This is a genomic window from Natribacillus halophilus (genome assembly GCF_900100185.1).
Lineage (GTDB): Bacteria > Bacillota > Bacilli > Bacillales > Marinococcaceae > Natribacillus > Natribacillus halophilus.
Map to the genome: position 1 here is coordinate 1 of NZ_FNEN01000030.1, position 15,318 is coordinate 15,318.

Here is a 15,318-nt window from a genome sequence, read left to right on the forward strand (position 1 = left end):
GGACATGTTCTGCTTTGCCTTCAATCTCAATGTATAACGCCTTTTCCTGCCATTCAAAGCGAAGTGTTTGGATGATTTCTTTGACTTGTTGCTGAACATCCACAGGTTGCTCTTTTACAATTTTATCTTCATTATCCAGGGACGCAAGGGTGAGTAGTTGTCTGCTCAAAGAGGCTAGCCGGCCGCTCTCTTTTTCTATAATATTGATATACTTTTCCTTCTGGTCCTCGTCTAATTCGGATTGTTGTAACGTCTGAGTGATCCCCCGGATCGTTGATAACGGGGACTGGATTTCATGCGACACATTAGAAACGAATTCTTGACGCATCGCCTCAAGTTGGCGAAGATCCTTGCTCATGGATGTAAAGTGTTTCGCCAGTTGTCCGATTTCATCCTTGCGCCTTACGTTGAGATCAATATCAAAGGATCCATCGGAGATTTTTTTCGTCGCTTCTGTTAAAGATGTCACTGGTTTGACGATCCGCCGAGCCGTCAGGGCAACGAAAAGAAAGCTGAAAATGACTGTAAGTACGAGTAAAAGGGCGAGAAAAAATCGAAACTCCCCAAGTTGCTGTTCATGATCGGGGCGGATAAACATCGCCGTAGTCCCTTCCGCCGTTTCAACTGGGACTCCTATGGTATTTTCCAACACATTATTAAAAAACCCAGTGACAAACAAACCGGCGGATTGCTCGAACACGCCATGATATTGTCCGCCTGCCAGAACATGTTCGATCTCTTCGTCAGGCAAATCATCATCGCCACTATGAGCGATATGGCGGCGAACATATCGGCAAAGATCGCATGGTTAGTAACGATGTTGCTTCAGAAAAACTGATTAATGTATACTATAATAAAGGAGAGTGATCTGGATGAGCAGAACCAAACATCGATCTATGACTCCTGTCGATCCTGATGAGCAACACATTGACGTTGAATTAAAAGGCTCATATGCCGACGGTCGCGGAAAAGACACCGAAGAAGAGAAAGAAATCACACGAAACCTCGTTCGAAAATATAAAGAAGAACACGAAAAGTCCTCGGAATAAAACGAGGACTTTTTATCAGTAGCTCTATATGCTCGTCGTAACTTTCTCACCGTTTACGGAATATTTTTATTATATCAAACCCTACGCACACTAGGGATTGAGGCCCCTCCCAAAGTTTTCGACATTCGGGCTAAAACATAGTTACACGCCACCTATGTCCAAAAATCCTGCAAACCGGCATTCCTATGCCATCTGCGGGATTTTGTTTGCCTAGCGACTGTTGAACTCGAGTTAAACAATCGGCAATAAGGTGGAACACAGGTGGAACACGGACACTCATCGAACGACATTTTTATCACCAAACGAAAAAACACCAACACGCTCGAAGTGTTGGTGTGTAAATCTTTATGTTGGTGCGGTCGGTGGGACTTGAACCCACACGGTATTTTACTACCACTAGGCCCTCAATGCTGTGAAAGCGTCCCTTTTATTACTTTTTCCTGTTTAATCAGTGTTTTTATTAAACTCAGTTATATTTATTGCGTATTCATAACACCTATTGTGGAACACCTAAGGAACACAACTTACAAAAAGTAGAGACGAATGATCATGTAACTTTATTTCTAATCATTCGGGTTTATTGTTTAATGAAAAAGCATACATCTGTATTAACACTCGATCGACCCTTCCATTTCCATGCAATTAATTTAGACTTTCAAAAAGAGTCAACCTCAACCCTAAACCCTTAATAAATAAGGGTTTTTTTAATGGCTATTCAAAGCATTTCACTTAAATTCAAAACAAAGCGGGCAAAAAACGGACAACGTTTCAACAGTCACTATTCAACAAACGCGCCTCTATTATTGAACAGTTGTTTCTTGAATTATTTTTGTTTTATAAGGATCATTGCGACTAACCAGCCAAGTTGCAAAGGGGTTATACAAGGTAATGCCAAAACAAAGATATTTAACATAATGATTTCTGATGTTTGAACTGCACCGCATCTACGTCTCTTTGTGCTAAAAAAAATGGTCAGAAAAAACACCTCCCTATTAAGAAAGGTGTTTTAAACTGCTGTTCCCTTATTCCTCTCCCATTAATCCTAATTGTTCCAGCCAAGCTTCCACATCATCTTGCGAATCCATCGCTTCTTCGTCCTGAACGGTATAATTCTCAAGGATCGTACTATCCGGGCTCAATTCCGTAATTCGATCAACAGAACTTCCATCCCCATAGCCTGCATTCGTTGAAAAAGCGGCAATCGATGTTCCGCTAAGTTCCTCGCTATTATCTTCTAAAAAGCGGGCAATTGGATTAGCGATGGTCATACTCCAAATAGGATATCCCAAAAAGACCGTATCATATTGACTTAAATCAGGAGTTTGCGTCGCTAATGGAGGAAAATAAATAAATCGTTCCTCCTAAATATCTAGCTGTCGGGTACCGATTGCTTTTACCATTTCCGGGTCACGGTGTGAGAAGAAAAACGTTTCTTTTTGATCTAATGCAGTAATCTTGTCCATGTCTTCTTGAGTTAATTCAAAATCAAATATATTGAAGTTCTCGATGATTCTTTCTTTATGAACAGACTTTGGAATGGCAATGACACCTCTTTGAGTCAACCAGCGTAAAATCACCTGAGCAACGGATTTATTATACTTTTCACCAATGGATACTAACGTCTCGTTCTGGAACATATTATTTTTTCCTTCAGCAAACGGTCCCCAAGATTCTATCTGAACATTATTTTCGTTCATGAATGCAGCATTTTCTGTTTGTTGGTGGAATGGGTGTGTTTCCACTTGGTTGACAGCAGGCGTTACTTCATTATGAATGATCAAATCAATCAGACGATCCTCATGAAAGTTGCTCACGCCAATGGCTTTTGCTTTCCCTTCACGGTACAATTCCTCCATCGCACGCCAGGAACCGTGTACATCACCAAATGGTTGGTGAATTAAATACAAATCTAGATAATCCAATTGCAATCTTTCTAATGAATGAGCGAATGCTTTCTTTGTGTTCTCAAAACCCGCATCCTGAACCCAGAGTTTGGTCGTGATAAATAATTCTTCTCTTGGCACACCGCTTCGCCTGATCGCTCTGCCAACTGCTTCTTCATTTAGATAAGAAGCAGCAGTATCGATGTGACGATAGCCTGCCATAATAGCATCATAAACGGCTTGTTCACATTCTTGTTCATCTGGAATCTGAAACACGCCAAAACCTAATATCGGCATCTCGACACCGTTGTTCAATTTTACTGTTTGCATAAAAAATTCCTCCTTAAAAATGTTGGTTATTTACCCACTCTATTGGCGTATTCAGCCGGATAGCGATCTCCCGCAATGTCGATCTTTGAAAGTGCGTCGTTCAATTCACCTAGTTCCTCTGGAGTCAGTTCAACTTCCGCTGCGCCGAGGTTTTCTTCCAGACGCTCCAATTTGCGCGTGCCGGGAATGGGAACGATCCATGGCTTTTGAGCAAGCACCCATGCAAGTGCGATTTGAGTAGGCTTTGCATTTTTACCTGCAGCCATCCTCTCTATCAGTTCGATCAAATCCTGATTGGCTTCGAGATTCTCCGGTTTGAAACGAGGAAAATTGTTGCGGAAGTCGGAGCTATCGAATGTCGTATTCTTATCGATTTTTCCGGTAAGGAAGCCCTTGCCCAGCGGGCTGAACGGAACAAAGCCGATTCCCAGTTCTTCAAGCGTAGGCAGCAGTTCTTCCTCAGGCTTCCTCCACATCATGGAGTACTCGCTTTGAATGGCAGTGAGAGGCTCAACCGCATGTGCACGACGAATCGTATCCACCCCTGCTTCAGAAAGCCCCCAATACTTGACCTTACCTTCCTTGATGAGGTCTTGTACGACTCCTGCCACTTCCTCGGTAGGTACATCAGGATCTACACGATGTTGATAGTAAAGATCAATCGTATCTACCTGAAGACGTTTAAGAGAGCCTTCTACCGATTGTCTAATTTGCTCTGGCCGACTGTTAACTATTTGATTGCCATTTTCCATTTGCAGACCAAATTTAGTCGCAATGGTTACCTTACCCTTGAATGGGGCGAGTGCTTCTCCCACCAACTCTTCATTTGCATAAGGACCATACACTTCAGCAGTGTCGAAAAAAGTTACACCGCGGTCAATCGCCTCATGCATCAGTGAAATCATCTCTTTTTTATCTGAAGGCGGGCCATACCCATGACTCATTCCCATACAACCGAGACCAATAGCAGAAACTTCCAGGCCACTTTTTCCTAATTGACGCTTTTGCATGCTATCACTCCTTTCACATCATCATTGGAAATAGACAATTGCCATGTAAAGTACCGAAAGATTATTTTATTTTTCTCGGTTGTAATACCCATCCCTTATACATCATGCGCCATCCACATCATTATTATGAAGCAAAAGAATAAGGAACCGTTATCTCATTCCTTTCAAAAGATTGCCTAATCCTCTCACCAGCGCTTATGTAACAGATTGAAATGCATTATAATGGAGGATGACCAGGGATAGAACAAGGAGGATCTTATGTCTGAACTCATATATCCAAAACAAAATGAGCTTGCCAAACTCATTGAGTCTAACATACCCGGAGATGGTGTTAACGAGACTGCGATTCCGTCTTTATTTTTCATGCGTCAATCTACGAAGATTGGGCCAAGTTACGGCAATTACAAGCCTTCGTTATGTCTTGTCGTTCAAGGAGCTAAGGATGTATGGCTTGCCGAAGAGCTTTTCAAGTATAGTCCTACCGATTACCTCGTTGCATCCGTTGACTTGCCGGTTACTGCTCAAGTGACGGAAGCCTCAGCCGATGTTCCTTATTTGGGTTTTAAACTTGAATTTACGCCGGAGCAGATTCTGGACGTTTTAAGTGATTCCGAAATCAGCATCAACCCAAAAGAAAATGCGAAACGAGGAATGTTTGTCAGTCATATGGAACCAACTTTGTTGGATGCGGTTCTTCGCTTGGCTCGTTTACTGGACAATCCACAGGATATCCCAGTACTTGCTCCTTTGTTTAAGAAGGAAATTCTCTATCGACTTCTGCAAGGAATGAATGGAAATACGCTCAAACAAATTGCGATAGAAGGAAGCAGTACTTATCGTATCAGAAATGTTATCGAGCACATCATGAACAACTTTGACAGGTCTTACCGGATAGAGGAACTTGCGGAGAAAGCGAATATGAGTGTTTCTTCACTTCATAGGCATTTTAAAGAGGTGACGGCCATGAGCCCTATTCAACTTCAAAAGCAATTGAGACTACAGGAAGCCCGACGTCTGTTATTAATCGAGTCAACAGATGCCACAGACGTCGCATTTCAAGTTGGCTACGAAAGTCCATCCCAGTTTAGCAGAGAGTATTCCCGCATGTTTGGTTTTCCGCCTAGAGAAGATATAAAGCGTCTGAGGAGGCAATATGAGAAAACAGCAAACGAGTGATGATTTCCCTTGCTCAGCGGACATTTCAAAAATACCATTAATACCACCTAAATCAGGAAGATCGTCATCTTCAACAATTACTGGCACTAACACTCAGAGTATTCTATCCAATAGCTATATAATAAAAGAATCAAAAACGAAAAAATCCATTCGGAAAGTTGCACCGCCAATTAATGCACGATTTACAGAAGCATCAATTACAGAAAGAGGAAGACCGAGCAAATGCTCAAGAATTGTGGGAACATGAATACGCATCCTATTCAGTTAACCCTATTTATGAGGTGAGATAATGGAGAAAATTTTAGTGACTGGTGCTACTGGTAACTAAGGCAGCTTAACAATTGACCTCTTGTTGAATAAAAAACACGTTTCTGCCGAACAAATTGTTGCAATGGTTAGAGATAAAAAACGAGCTGATCATCTATTTAATAAAGGTGTCGAACTTAGAGTGGGTAACTATAATGATATGGACTCACTAAAAGAAGCTTTTACTGGTATAGAAAGCTTTTAGTAGTGTCCTCTCCTTCTTTAGACAACGTAGAACGCTAAACCAACAGTATAATGTGGTTATGGCTGCGAAGTTAGCAAACGTGAAGCATATCTTCCTTGTGAGTTTAGCGGATGCTGATAAACGATTGTTCGGAATAGAAGATAATGTAAAATTAGCAACCCTAAAATTACATAAGAAATATTTCTAGCGTGAGTTTCCGACGATGACCACTCCCTTTCACTCTACCCCTTTTCCGCAAGACAGGAAGCTTACTTTTATTCCGCATAAGCGCTCTTTAATGGAGCAAAAGGATGCTATTAAGGCGCCCATACTTGATAAATTTTGTTAGTCTCTCTTTGATCATTTATTTATCGGAACCTCATGATCATATCCCCAGGGGTGATATTCGATTTCAGTACCTTCATTCGTCATCCAACTATCAGGATTTGCTAACCTTTCTTGTTCGTCTATATAATTTTGAATTTCATCATCAAATTCTTCTTGCGTGAGAAGATCATCCTCGCTTTGTACACTGTGATTTTCATCAACAATGATTTCAAATGCCCCGCCTGCGGCTTCGTATATTCCTTCCTCAACTTTTTCAAATTCAACTACATCGCTGTCTTCCATCAACTGTTCTTGATGTTCAACGTAATCGTTAGCATCAGATTGAGTGTCGGATTGGAGAGTAAAAGCCAAAGCAGTTGAACCTAATCCCAATAACAATACAGCGCTTATAATAATTTTCACTAATGACCCTCCCTGTATTTTTAAGTTTTTCGTATATTGTAACATCTTAGCGGTTTCTCTAATAACAAATTTTATATAATTTTCTCTACAAAATCCATGTCAGTTAGCATATTTTCCTCATAAATATATGCACCATAATGGCCCTATTCCCGAGGAAAGCACATTTCTTGTTATTCAACAAACGCGCCCGTTTGCGGTATAAATCGTTACCACTTTACTGAAAACAATAAAAGAATGAATAATACCAAATCAAAGTTATCAGATCCCTTTGGGATTCGGAATGCATGCGCACCTTAATATAAAGTCACCGGAGTTTCACCCAGCCTTTTTTTAGAGACTCAACAACCGCTTGGGTACGATCATTGACGTTCATCTTTTGCAAAACTTTATACGTGTGGTTTTTAACAGTTTTTTCACTGATAACGAGATCTTCCCCGATCATCCGGTTACTGTAACCATCAGTCATAAGCTGTAAGACATCACATTCTCTGCGCGTCATAATATGCAAAGGTTTACGGTATTCCACTTCCTTATATCCCAATTCCGAAGCTCTGGATGGCTCCTCATCTTCGGAGGCCAGCCGACGATATGCCTGAATTAAATTATACGTCACTTTCGGATGAATATAGGCGCCACCGGAACCGACCACTTTAACCGCCTCGATCAGGGTATCGGCTTCCATGTCCTTTAACATATAACCGGCAGCTCCCAATTTTAAAACATGCGTTACGTACGATTCATCATCATGAATAGAAAGAATCAACACCTTAACCTCGGGATTGCGAGTCACGAGATTGCGGATAGCCTCAACACTGTTAAAGCCGGGTGTATCGACGTTCAATAAAACAACATCCGGCTGATATTGGAAAACGAGCTGTGTTGCTTCCTCTTCGTCTTCGCCTTTTCCTTCGGCAGCAACCTCAAGCTCATGATCCGTCTCGAGAATCTGTTTAACTCCTTCCCGAAACAACTGATGATCATCTATGAGTACAAGTTTAATTTTTTCTCTTGCAACCATATGGCTCATCCTTTCATTATTAAGTGATTGCCTAACATTTTACATTATGCAATCTAATGCGTCATTCTTTTGTCTGTATTTAGTCTCGTATCCAGTTTTGTGATACAGGGATGCTTCTTAATTATTTTGCATCGTTACATTCATTTGCAATAGACGTTTTGTGATCAAGAAAGCTAATCCTCCAATGATAAGCGCTCCCAACCAGTAAAAAGGAATGATTGCCCCAGCGGGGTCACCGAATACCCTGAAGATCATACCTCCAAGCATGGCGAAACAACCGACAATCCCAATTAAAAATATAGGCTTCAAATGTGAAAACAGCAGAAATTCACCATTATGCTCACTTTTTCCTTTTTCATACAATTTGGTTCCAATCAGCAAGCTTACAATTAGAATAATGACAGAAACAGCTAGCTGAAAGATGACTGAGCTTTCCGGCCCACCTAATTCCATGACATGGAAAGGTAATACTATGTTTACAAGCCAATCATCCCAAAGGGCAGCGTTCAAACGAGCCGCAAAACCGTGTGTTGTCATGAGCACACTTGCTAAAATGAGAAAACCATAAGGAAATATCAAGAAAATCAAACTTAGCACAATCTGTGAGATCATTTCACCGGATATACTCCCGATGAAAAGGGTGAAGGCAAAGATGGCTAAATAAGCCAATAATGGTACAAAGAACATTTCGACTAGGTTGAAATTCGTAAGCGCATCGCTATATTCCGATATCCATATAATGAGATAGGAAAGAAGAATATTAACACTTACGATCACCGTAATGGCACCGATGCCAATGCTTGCTTTTGTGATAAACAGGTTTTTCCTGGTAAAGGGAAGTGAAAGACTGAACTCATGACGACGTGTATTACGTTCTGATCCGATGAGCATACCTGCCAATACAACGATGCCTATGATCGCCAACACCGATATTTCGTTCCCTGAAAAAATATTCTCTACAAAGGTATTCATTTGGTTAGAGAATACCTGTGAAACACCTGACCCTGACTCTAACAACCGTAAATGATCAAGTTCCATGATCGTTCTCAATGGATATAGACCAACAAAGAATAGTGTTAAAATAAATAAGAGCATGGACGATGATTTCAAATCTTTTCTCATCAACGCTTTATTCAGCAATTCGCTCACTCCCCAGCTTAGCTACGAATAGATCTTCAAGGCTTAACGGCAATTCCTCATATAATAAGGGTTCCGTTTCCTTCAATTGGCTTTCCAAATCGTCAAGATCTCCTTCCCCGAGGCATGTGTATACCCGTCCCGATTGTTGCAAAATGTGAAGGTGATTTAAGAGGAAGTCCGGCATATGTTCCCGATAGACAACTTGCCATTTTTTAAATCTTTCCTGCAAGTGATCCAGCTGGAATGTTTCCGTGATTTCTCCTTGGTTGATAACTAAAATTTGATCGGCCAATGCTTCTAATTCATCGAGCCGGTGGGTGGCTATAACAATGGAGATATCCCCTTTTGCCACTTCATCAACCATAAAACGCATGATTTCTTTTTTGACAACGACGTCGAGGCCGTCTGTGGGCTCATCAAGTAACACAAAATCAGGCCTGGTCGCGAAAGCAAGGATGAGCGAGAACAACGCTTTTCGGCCTTTGGAATATTGTTTGATCTTTTTCGTGCTTGGCATTTCAAACCGATGCATTAATGCCTGAAAATAATCATGATCAAAATGCGGATAAATATCTGCATATAATGAGGCAATAGCTGTCGTTGAGTAATTTTTCAAAGCTTCCACACTATCGGCAACAAATAGAATGGATTCTTTCGCTTTCGAATCAGCGAATACATCACGATCATTTATGGAAACAGTTCCGTTATCGGGATCTACAATCGTTACCATGGTTTTTAACAATGTGGTTTTCCCAGCACCATTTCGTCCGATAATTCCGGTGATCGTTCCTTTTCCCACGGTAAATGTAATATCTTTCAACACGTTTTGGTTTCCCATCGTTTTCGAAACGTTTTGCACTTGTATCATGACTTTCCCCCAAGCTGATTGTAGTAACATTCGACCCAGTCCTGCATGACTTCTTTTTCAATGCCGGCGTAGTATCCTTCAAGAACGATTTGTTTGATTTGGGTTCTAACTTGTTCTATGGCTTTTGTAGAAATTTCGTCCGGTATATACTCGGTAATAAACGTTCCCCTCCCGCGCATGGTGACGATGATGCCTTCCCTTTCCAACTGCTGATAAGCTTTACTGACCGTATTCGGGTTGACAACGATCTGGGATGATAATTCACGGACAGTTGGAATTCTGTCATCAACTTTTAAAATACCGCGAGCCACTTGTTCCTTAATTTGATTGATAATCTGGCGATAAATCGGCTCCGTGCTCCTCGCATCGATCGTTAGCATAACTTCCCTCCCCTCGGGTATTGTCTATATGTACTAGTTCAACTAATACAATGAGTATAAAAAAGACGAATTGATATGTCAATGAAAAATCTCAGCCGAAACGGCTGAGATTTACAAAGTGCAATGTAATAATTTGGCACCTTTTTATTCAATGATATGGTCCAACAAACCAATAACGAGTGCAATTTTTATTCCATTAAAGCGCTCGTTTGTGGCACAATGGAATAGTATATTTAAACCATCATTCACCACCAAAATTCCAAAATAACTTAGAATTCTTTTCTTTTATAAACTTGAAGAGCGATAACATAGGAAACAATAAAAAGTACCAAGGTAATAACTAAAAATCCAGCAGAAAACAGCATATCATGATTCAGCCCTTGCAACACATACGGTGACACATTGATCAAAATCTGTTCATACAACCAACTACTAAGAAAAAACAGCCCTACACCTGCGATAACACTAACCATAAGTATCATATCCGATTTTTCCGACCCTAAGAGGTACGTCAGTGGATACGCGATAAAACCTAAAACAAAGGCAACACCAACACCGTTCATCATCCAGTAGATAGCCTGTTCTACTAATATATTTTCTAATAGAAGCTCAGCCACGACAAAAACACCGATCACTATAAATAAACCAATGAACATGAGCATAATAAAGAACAGATAGTGGCTTTTCACAACATGACTTCTTTTTAATGGCAGTGTCAGTACAAATTTATTCCATCCTGACTTCGATTCGTGTTTGAGTACTTCAAGGGCAGGAGACACCATAAAAATAATCGGTACAAATGCTGCGAACGTCAACAACCATTCATTTTGGGTAAAAAGAAAAACTGCTGCCAGAAAAATACTAAGCACGAAATAATTACGCACGCTATTACCAATAGCATAATATTGATTTAAAATGAGACCTTTCATACTTTTTCACCTCGCATGAGCAAAAGCGTAATATCATCGATGGAAAAGTCTTTTTTCTTAATCGAAGCAGGTACTTGTTCCCGGTCCGAGACGAGTACATCGATGTCACTCCCCTTTTTTCTATGCGTGATCACCAAGTTCTGATCAATGTGGACAAACTCATTTTTATCGCATTGTAAAATGGCATATTGCTTCATTAATTCCTTTTTATTGACGTTTAAAAGGATTGTTCCATCTTTAATAAAAATCAAGTCATCCGCGATTTTTTCAATGTCGCTCGTAATGTGGGACGATAATAAAATGCCGTGATCTTGGTCTTTGCCAAACGCTCGCAAAACGTCCAACAATTCGTCTCTTCCAGTTGGATCAAGACCTGCGGTCGCTTCATCCAAAATCAACAAATCAGCGTTATGGGATAAAGCTATCGCAACCGAAAGTTTCATCGACATACCACGGGAAAATCCGCTGATTTTCTTTTTTCTTGGCAACGAAAACAAGTCGATATAATGGTCAAACGTTTCTTGATCCCATTGCTCATAAATATTATTAAACACGTTTCCTAATTTCAAAACGGTTAGGGCTTCGGGAAGATGTATGTTATCAAAAACAACGCCAATATTTTCTTTAATGTCTAACTTTTCCACGTTCATTTCTTCCCCAAAAATCTTGACGGAGCCACCATCTTTATGAAGTGTGCCCAAGATGGATCCCATCGTGGTTGATTTTCCGGCTCCATTTTCTCCGATAAAACCAACAATGGAACCGTATGGAATAGAAAAAGAGACATCCTTCAATGCAAAATCAGATTCCGAGTATTGTTTATTCAAATGATCTACTTCTAAAATAGACGACATATTATACATTCTCCTTAGAGTAAAAGTAGTTTGATAACCTTACTAGTTATCTCTTCCAAAATGCCCATGAAAGGACCTGCCAGACAATGCTCATGCCCACACCTATGACGACTAGAGCTGTCACGACGTTAAATTCAACCATGTCGTATGGTGCAAATGTTTCTGTAAATAGTCCATCAGGGAGTAACTCAAATAAATTTCCAAAAAGATTTTCGCTTTCGCTTCGATTTGGTTCCCACGGAGATATATCAACGAGAAAGAATACAAGTATAACAACGACAACAGTTAGAATCGATAAAAAAATATCCCTTACTAACGAACCTGCACTTTTCGTCATTAATAGCCCTCCGTACGTGATTTAAGTGATATCCCTATAGTTGTTTATTCTGATAGAGCCAACCTGAAATATACCATGATAGAATAAGGATGACAGTTGTCAATCCGAGAATTGAAAGGGAAAGTTGTACCGGTGAAAACTCAGCCAATCCCCAAAAGTTATTCTCGGCACCTATGTTGAAGATTATGGGAAAAACAGCAAACCACAGAATAAAAAATGCCACTAAACCATACGTGACAAATCTAGGGCCTATCAAGTAGAACAGTGGAAAATATACCGCAGTAAACAAACCAATGGCTGAAATACCTATGGCCAGTTCTACGACTCTGTTTCCCTCAAGAAAGGGAAGAAAGGCATTGATAACAGCTACCACTATGACTGCAGCCAACCCAAATAATAAGGAAAACACATATTTTGACGCGACAATTTCCTTTGGTTTTACAGGCAGACTATTGATTAGTAGGTCACTTTTGTTTGTCGTATCAGTAGAACCAGTGGAAAAAAGATAGACACACCCGATGAGAATGGCGTAAAACATGGGGATTTTTTCATCGGCGATGAGTACAGAAGCCACAATTAGTAAAGCAATGCCGATAACAATACTGGACATATTTACATGCCATTCTTTTAAAAGTAAATTAGACATATTGATCCTTCCTCGCTGTATAAACCATGATATCTTCCAATAAAGCGGACTCCATAACCACATAATCCCCCATCATTGTCCGGACTTTTTTCGGTTCAACTGTTAATCCTTCAAAACCGGTAGAGGTTTCGCGTAATTGAATAAACATCGTCCGTATGTCCGCGTCCAATAATTCATTTGCACCTTTAACAATGTAATATTGTTCCTTGATCATATCTTTTCTATCGCTGAAAATTATCTCACCATTATAAAGGAAGGTGATGTAATCAGCGATTTGTTCCAGATCGGTGGTAATGTGGGTGGAAAAAAAGATCGCTTTATTTTCATCTTGTATCACTTCACTTAGAATATCGAGAATCTCCCTGCGAACAATGGGATCCAAGCCAGATGTCGGTTCATCCATAATAATTAATTCGGCATGATGGGACAGAGCCATCGCCAATGAGAGTTTCGTTACCATCCCCGTCGATAAATGTTTAATCTTTTTCCGCCAAGGAAGGTTAAAATAATCCATATAATACGCAAATACACCGTCATCCCATTGTGTATAAAATGGTGCAATCACTTGCTTCATTTTTTCAACAGTTAGATGCTCATAAAAGTGGTTTTCAGCATAGACAAAGCCGATGCGTTGCTTCACTTCCTTCGAATACTCCTCGTTATCCAAGCCAAACAGCCTTAAAGTGCCGGAATCTTGGCGGATGATGTTCATAATCAATTTGATCGTGGTCGTTTTACCCGAACCATTCGGACCAATAAAGCCTGTAATAAACCCTTTTTTTACCGAAAACGAAACATTGTTGAGTGCAAATCCGTTAAATGCTTTATTAACATTATGCAGAGTAATTGCATCCTTCATTATTCTTCATCCCCCTCATACAGCATTTCAAGCATTTCCTTTAATTGCTCCAAGGTGATATCTAATTTTCTACTTTCCATTACAAGATCTGAAAGACGATCTTCGATCATCCTTAGGCGTTTTTCCTGGATAAGGTCACTATTTTGACCGGCAACGAATGAACCCTTCCCGACAAAAGAGGTGATAAATCCTTCCTTTTCCAGTTCTTCATAGGCTCTTTTTGTCGTGATCACACTGATCCGAAGATCTTGAGCAAGCCGGCGCATAGAAGGAAGTGGTTCACCTTCTTTAATTTCATCCCTTAGAATGCTTTGTTTGATCTGATCCTTTATTTGTTGATATATCGGATCAGTTGAACTATTCGAGATAATGATGTTCATAGCAACCTCTTTAATGTTACATTTGTTTTTATTGTATATAATATACTATACACAATAAAAACAAATGTCAAGAACTTTTGTGGTTCGCACTTAAAAAAGACATTAACCCGAGATCAATTGGGTTAATGTCATTCTGCATTTTTTCAGATATTCATTTTGTACACTTTGGCTAATCAAATATCATTGGTTGTCTATACAGTTACCCAATAATATGGCTCAATAAGCCAATCAAAACGCCATGTTTATTCCGCAAAAGCGTCTCGTTTGTTTTATAAAATCTAAAGTTTCTGTCGTGATTTAAATTTGAATTAGGTTAACCTTGACGTTCTTTGATTCTTTTGATGGAAAAGATCTCCTCCACTGCTCTTACAAGTAAACCACTGGCTATAACCATAGTAGCCAAATTAAAAAATGAAAAACTAAATGGAGAAAACCACTGATTAAACATGCTGGATCCTTCAAGCCAGGTTGCTGCCCTACCTGCTATATTGTTCGAATCATTTAAGTTTGGTTCTAAGAATGTTCCATCAAGGGCGAAAAAAATCAATAGTATGGTGAAAAATCCGCCGAGTTTAATTATCCAACTTCTTATTCGATTAGGACGACTCTTATTTTGTGTTTCTGTCATCTGAATCACTTTCCTTCCCGAAATTTTTGAGAAATTAAAAACTAATATACTGCCAACTAATAATTACATAAAACGCCCCTGCCAGTATGATATATCCAGAAAATAGTGAGATCTTTCCTGCCATAGACATCTTTTTCAACCAGCCCGTAAATGACCTTTTTCTGGTACAACTTATTCAACAAAAGCGCTCGTTTGCGGAACAGTCTTGTCCTATTCAGTTAGTATGAAAATAACAATGTGGAAACAACTGATATTATAATTAAACCAACAATCTGATATAATTAAAAATAGGCGGTGATTCTTATGTTGAAGCAACAAAATAATGAATCCAAACGAAAATATGGATGGGTCGACAAATGGGCTAAGATGACCGGTGAGCGAGCAAGAATTGATGCCAAAGCAAATAAGACATATATTATATATGAAAAAAACGGAAAGCTTGTTAAAGAATTTCCTAATGGCCACATTGTTCCATTCAATAATGATGGTGAAGCCTAATGCATACGCATCAACCAATATTCTTTGTATTTGCGGGTAATAACGGTAGTGGAAAAAGCACTTTTCGAAATTTGATTATCGATAAAATTGGTG

General features: G+C 39.7%; 20 protein-coding genes. 4 read left to right on the forward strand and 16 right to left on the reverse strand.

The genetic code is table 11. The annotated features are described in order from the left end of the window. Window positions 1-751: histidine kinase dimerization/phospho-acceptor domain-containing protein (locus BLS58_RS16450; RefSeq protein ID WP_143018949.1), on the reverse strand; the 751-nt coding region annotated here is incomplete at its 3' end. Between the two features lie 121 nt (window positions 752-872). Between BLS58_RS16450 and BLS58_RS17755 the strand changes: the two genes are divergently transcribed. Continuing rightward, window positions 873-1,049: a hypothetical protein gene (locus BLS58_RS17755; protein WP_176764826.1), complete on the forward strand. Its 177-nt coding sequence runs from the start codon at window positions 873-875 to the stop codon at window positions 1,047-1,049. 1,022 nt (window positions 1,050-2,071) lie between these two features. On the opposite strand, the gene BLS58_RS16460 is transcribed toward BLS58_RS17755, so the two are convergent. From BLS58_RS16460 to BLS58_RS16470, 3 genes are read right to left on the reverse strand one after another with little or no spacing between them, the layout of a single operon-like run. Beyond that, window positions 2,072-2,398, reverse strand: a complete 327-nt coding sequence (locus BLS58_RS16460; protein ID WP_090400151.1) for a flavodoxin family protein — start codon at window positions 2,396-2,398, stop codon at window positions 2,072-2,074. Window positions 2,399-2,410: 12 nt separating this feature from the next. After that, window positions 2,411-3,262, reverse strand: a complete 852-nt coding sequence (locus BLS58_RS16465; RefSeq protein ID WP_090400153.1) for an aldo/keto reductase — start codon at window positions 3,260-3,262, stop codon at window positions 2,411-2,413. Window positions 3,263-3,288: 26 nt separating this feature from the next. Continuing rightward, window positions 3,289-4,272 carry an aldo/keto reductase gene (locus BLS58_RS16470; RefSeq protein WP_090400155.1) on the reverse strand — a complete coding sequence of 328 codons (984 nt, stop codon included), beginning with the start codon at window positions 4,270-4,272 and terminating at the stop codon, window positions 3,289-3,291. Window positions 4,273-4,530: 258 nt separating this feature from the next. Here BLS58_RS16470 and BLS58_RS16475 point away from each other — a divergent pair, with 258 nt between their 5' ends. Further along, the gene (locus BLS58_RS16475; RefSeq protein WP_090400157.1) at window positions 4,531-5,448 is read left to right on the forward strand and encodes an AraC family transcriptional regulator; all 918 of its coding nucleotides are present in this window, start codon (window positions 4,531-4,533) and stop codon (window positions 5,446-5,448) included. Continuing rightward, window positions 5,426-5,695, forward strand: coding sequence for a hypothetical protein (locus BLS58_RS17315; protein ID WP_143018950.1), 270 nt, complete (start codon window positions 5,426-5,428; stop codon window positions 5,693-5,695). Before BLS58_RS16475 ends, BLS58_RS17315 begins: the two co-directional genes overlap by 23 nt. A 603-nt stretch (window positions 5,696-6,298) precedes the next feature. On the opposite strand, the gene BLS58_RS16480 is transcribed toward BLS58_RS17315, so the two are convergent. The 12 genes from BLS58_RS16480 to BLS58_RS16535 form a co-directional block, all read right to left on the reverse strand. Continuing rightward, window positions 6,299-6,688, reverse strand: coding sequence for a hypothetical protein (locus tag BLS58_RS16480; protein ID WP_090400158.1), 390 nt, complete (start codon window positions 6,686-6,688; stop codon window positions 6,299-6,301). Window positions 6,689-6,992: 304 nt separating this feature from the next. Then, window positions 6,993-7,715: a response regulator gene (locus BLS58_RS16485; protein ID WP_090400160.1), complete on the reverse strand. Its 723-nt coding sequence runs from the start codon at window positions 7,713-7,715 to the stop codon at window positions 6,993-6,995. 108 nt (window positions 7,716-7,823) lie between these two features. Then, the gene (locus tag BLS58_RS16490; protein ID WP_090400162.1) at window positions 7,824-8,846 is read right to left on the reverse strand and encodes an ABC-2 transporter permease; all 1,023 of its coding nucleotides are present in this window, start codon (window positions 8,844-8,846) and stop codon (window positions 7,824-7,826) included. Continuing rightward, complete coding sequence (locus BLS58_RS16495) at window positions 8,836-9,714, reverse strand: ABC transporter ATP-binding protein (RefSeq protein ID WP_090400164.1); 879 nt, start codon at window positions 9,712-9,714, stop codon at window positions 8,836-8,838. Before BLS58_RS16495 ends, BLS58_RS16490 begins: the two co-directional genes overlap by 11 nt. Next, complete coding sequence (locus tag BLS58_RS16500; protein ID WP_090400166.1) at window positions 9,711-10,094, reverse strand: GntR family transcriptional regulator; 384 nt, start codon at window positions 10,092-10,094, stop codon at window positions 9,711-9,713. The genes BLS58_RS16495 and BLS58_RS16500 overlap by 4 nt, the downstream gene beginning before the upstream one ends. A 269-nt stretch (window positions 10,095-10,363) precedes the next feature. Beyond that, window positions 10,364-11,023: an ABC-2 transporter permease gene (locus BLS58_RS16505; RefSeq protein WP_090400169.1), complete on the reverse strand. Its 660-nt coding sequence runs from the start codon at window positions 11,021-11,023 to the stop codon at window positions 10,364-10,366. Next, complete coding sequence (locus tag BLS58_RS16510) at window positions 11,020-11,877, reverse strand: ABC transporter ATP-binding protein (protein WP_090400171.1); 858 nt, start codon at window positions 11,875-11,877, stop codon at window positions 11,020-11,022. The genes BLS58_RS16505 and BLS58_RS16510 overlap by 4 nt, the downstream gene beginning before the upstream one ends. 46 nt (window positions 11,878-11,923) lie before the next feature. Continuing rightward, window positions 11,924-12,214, reverse strand: coding sequence for a YfzA family protein (locus BLS58_RS16515; RefSeq protein ID WP_090400173.1), 291 nt, complete (start codon window positions 12,212-12,214; stop codon window positions 11,924-11,926). Window positions 12,215-12,248: 34 nt separating this feature from the next. Next, the gene (locus BLS58_RS16520) at window positions 12,249-12,860 is read right to left on the reverse strand and encodes an ABC-2 transporter permease (protein WP_176764829.1); all 612 of its coding nucleotides are present in this window, start codon (window positions 12,858-12,860) and stop codon (window positions 12,249-12,251) included. Then, on the reverse strand, window positions 12,853-13,719 hold the full coding sequence (locus tag BLS58_RS16525; protein WP_090400177.1) for an ABC transporter ATP-binding protein: 867 nt from the start codon (window positions 13,717-13,719) through the stop codon (window positions 12,853-12,855). Before BLS58_RS16525 ends, BLS58_RS16520 begins: the two co-directional genes overlap by 8 nt. Beyond that, window positions 13,719-14,099 carry a GntR family transcriptional regulator gene (locus tag BLS58_RS16530; RefSeq protein ID WP_090400178.1) on the reverse strand — a complete coding sequence of 127 codons (381 nt, stop codon included), beginning with the start codon at window positions 14,097-14,099 and terminating at the stop codon, window positions 13,719-13,721. Before BLS58_RS16530 ends, BLS58_RS16525 begins: the two co-directional genes overlap by 1 nt. A 313-nt stretch (window positions 14,100-14,412) precedes the next feature. Next, window positions 14,413-14,727, reverse strand: a complete 315-nt coding sequence (locus BLS58_RS16535; RefSeq protein ID WP_090400180.1) for a YfzA family protein — start codon at window positions 14,725-14,727, stop codon at window positions 14,413-14,415. 303 nt (window positions 14,728-15,030) lie between these two features. Between BLS58_RS16535 and BLS58_RS16540 the strand changes: the two genes are divergently transcribed. Further along, window positions 15,031-15,225, forward strand: a complete 195-nt coding sequence (locus tag BLS58_RS16540; protein ID WP_090400182.1) for a hypothetical protein — start codon at window positions 15,031-15,033, stop codon at window positions 15,223-15,225. Window positions 15,226-15,318: the final 93 nt, after the last annotated feature.

Excerpts from the sequence above, each read along its gene's own strand:
- BLS58_RS16540 (WP_090400182.1), top strand. The coding sequence starts at position 15,031 with ATGTTGAAGCAACAAAATAATGAATCCAAACGAAAATATGGATGGGTC.
- BLS58_RS17315 (WP_143018950.1), top strand. The coding sequence starts at position 5,426 with ATGAGAAAACAGCAAACGAGTGATGATTTCCCTTGCTCAGCGGACATT.
- BLS58_RS16475 (WP_090400157.1), top strand. The coding sequence starts at position 4,531 with ATGTCTGAACTCATATATCCAAAACAAAATGAGCTTGCCAAACTCATT.
- BLS58_RS16525 (WP_090400177.1), bottom strand. The coding sequence starts at position 13,719 with ATGAAGGATGCAATTACTCTGCATAATGTTAATAAAGCATTTAACGGA.
- BLS58_RS16485 (WP_090400160.1), bottom strand. The coding sequence starts at position 7,715 with ATGAGCCATATGGTTGCAAGAGAAAAAATTAAACTTGTACTCATAGAT.
- BLS58_RS16515 (WP_090400173.1), bottom strand. The coding sequence starts at position 12,214 with ATGACGAAAAGTGCAGGTTCGTTAGTAAGGGATATTTTTTTATCGATT.
- BLS58_RS16520 (WP_176764829.1), bottom strand. The coding sequence starts at position 12,860 with ATGTCTAATTTACTTTTAAAAGAATGGCATGTAAATATGTCCAGTATT.
- BLS58_RS17755 (WP_176764826.1), top strand. The coding sequence starts at position 873 with ATGAGCAGAACCAAACATCGATCTATGACTCCTGTCGATCCTGATGAG.
- BLS58_RS16495 (WP_090400164.1), bottom strand. The coding sequence starts at position 9,714 with ATGATACAAGTGCAAAACGTTTCGAAAACGATGGGAAACCAAAACGTG.
- BLS58_RS16470 (WP_090400155.1), bottom strand. The coding sequence starts at position 4,272 with ATGCAAAAGCGTCAATTAGGAAAAAGTGGCCTGGAAGTTTCTGCTATT.
- BLS58_RS16535 (WP_090400180.1), bottom strand. The coding sequence starts at position 14,727 with ATGACAGAAACACAAAATAAGAGTCGTCCTAATCGAATAAGAAGTTGG.
- BLS58_RS16510 (WP_090400171.1), bottom strand. The coding sequence starts at position 11,877 with ATGTCGTCTATTTTAGAAGTAGATCATTTGAATAAACAATACTCGGAA.
- BLS58_RS16465 (WP_090400153.1), bottom strand. The coding sequence starts at position 3,262 with ATGCAAACAGTAAAATTGAACAACGGTGTCGAGATGCCGATATTAGGT.
- BLS58_RS16530 (WP_090400178.1), bottom strand. The coding sequence starts at position 14,099 with ATGAACATCATTATCTCGAATAGTTCAACTGATCCGATATATCAACAA.
- BLS58_RS16505 (WP_090400169.1), bottom strand. The coding sequence starts at position 11,023 with ATGAAAGGTCTCATTTTAAATCAATATTATGCTATTGGTAATAGCGTG.
- BLS58_RS16500 (WP_090400166.1), bottom strand. The coding sequence starts at position 10,094 with ATGCTAACGATCGATGCGAGGAGCACGGAGCCGATTTATCGCCAGATT.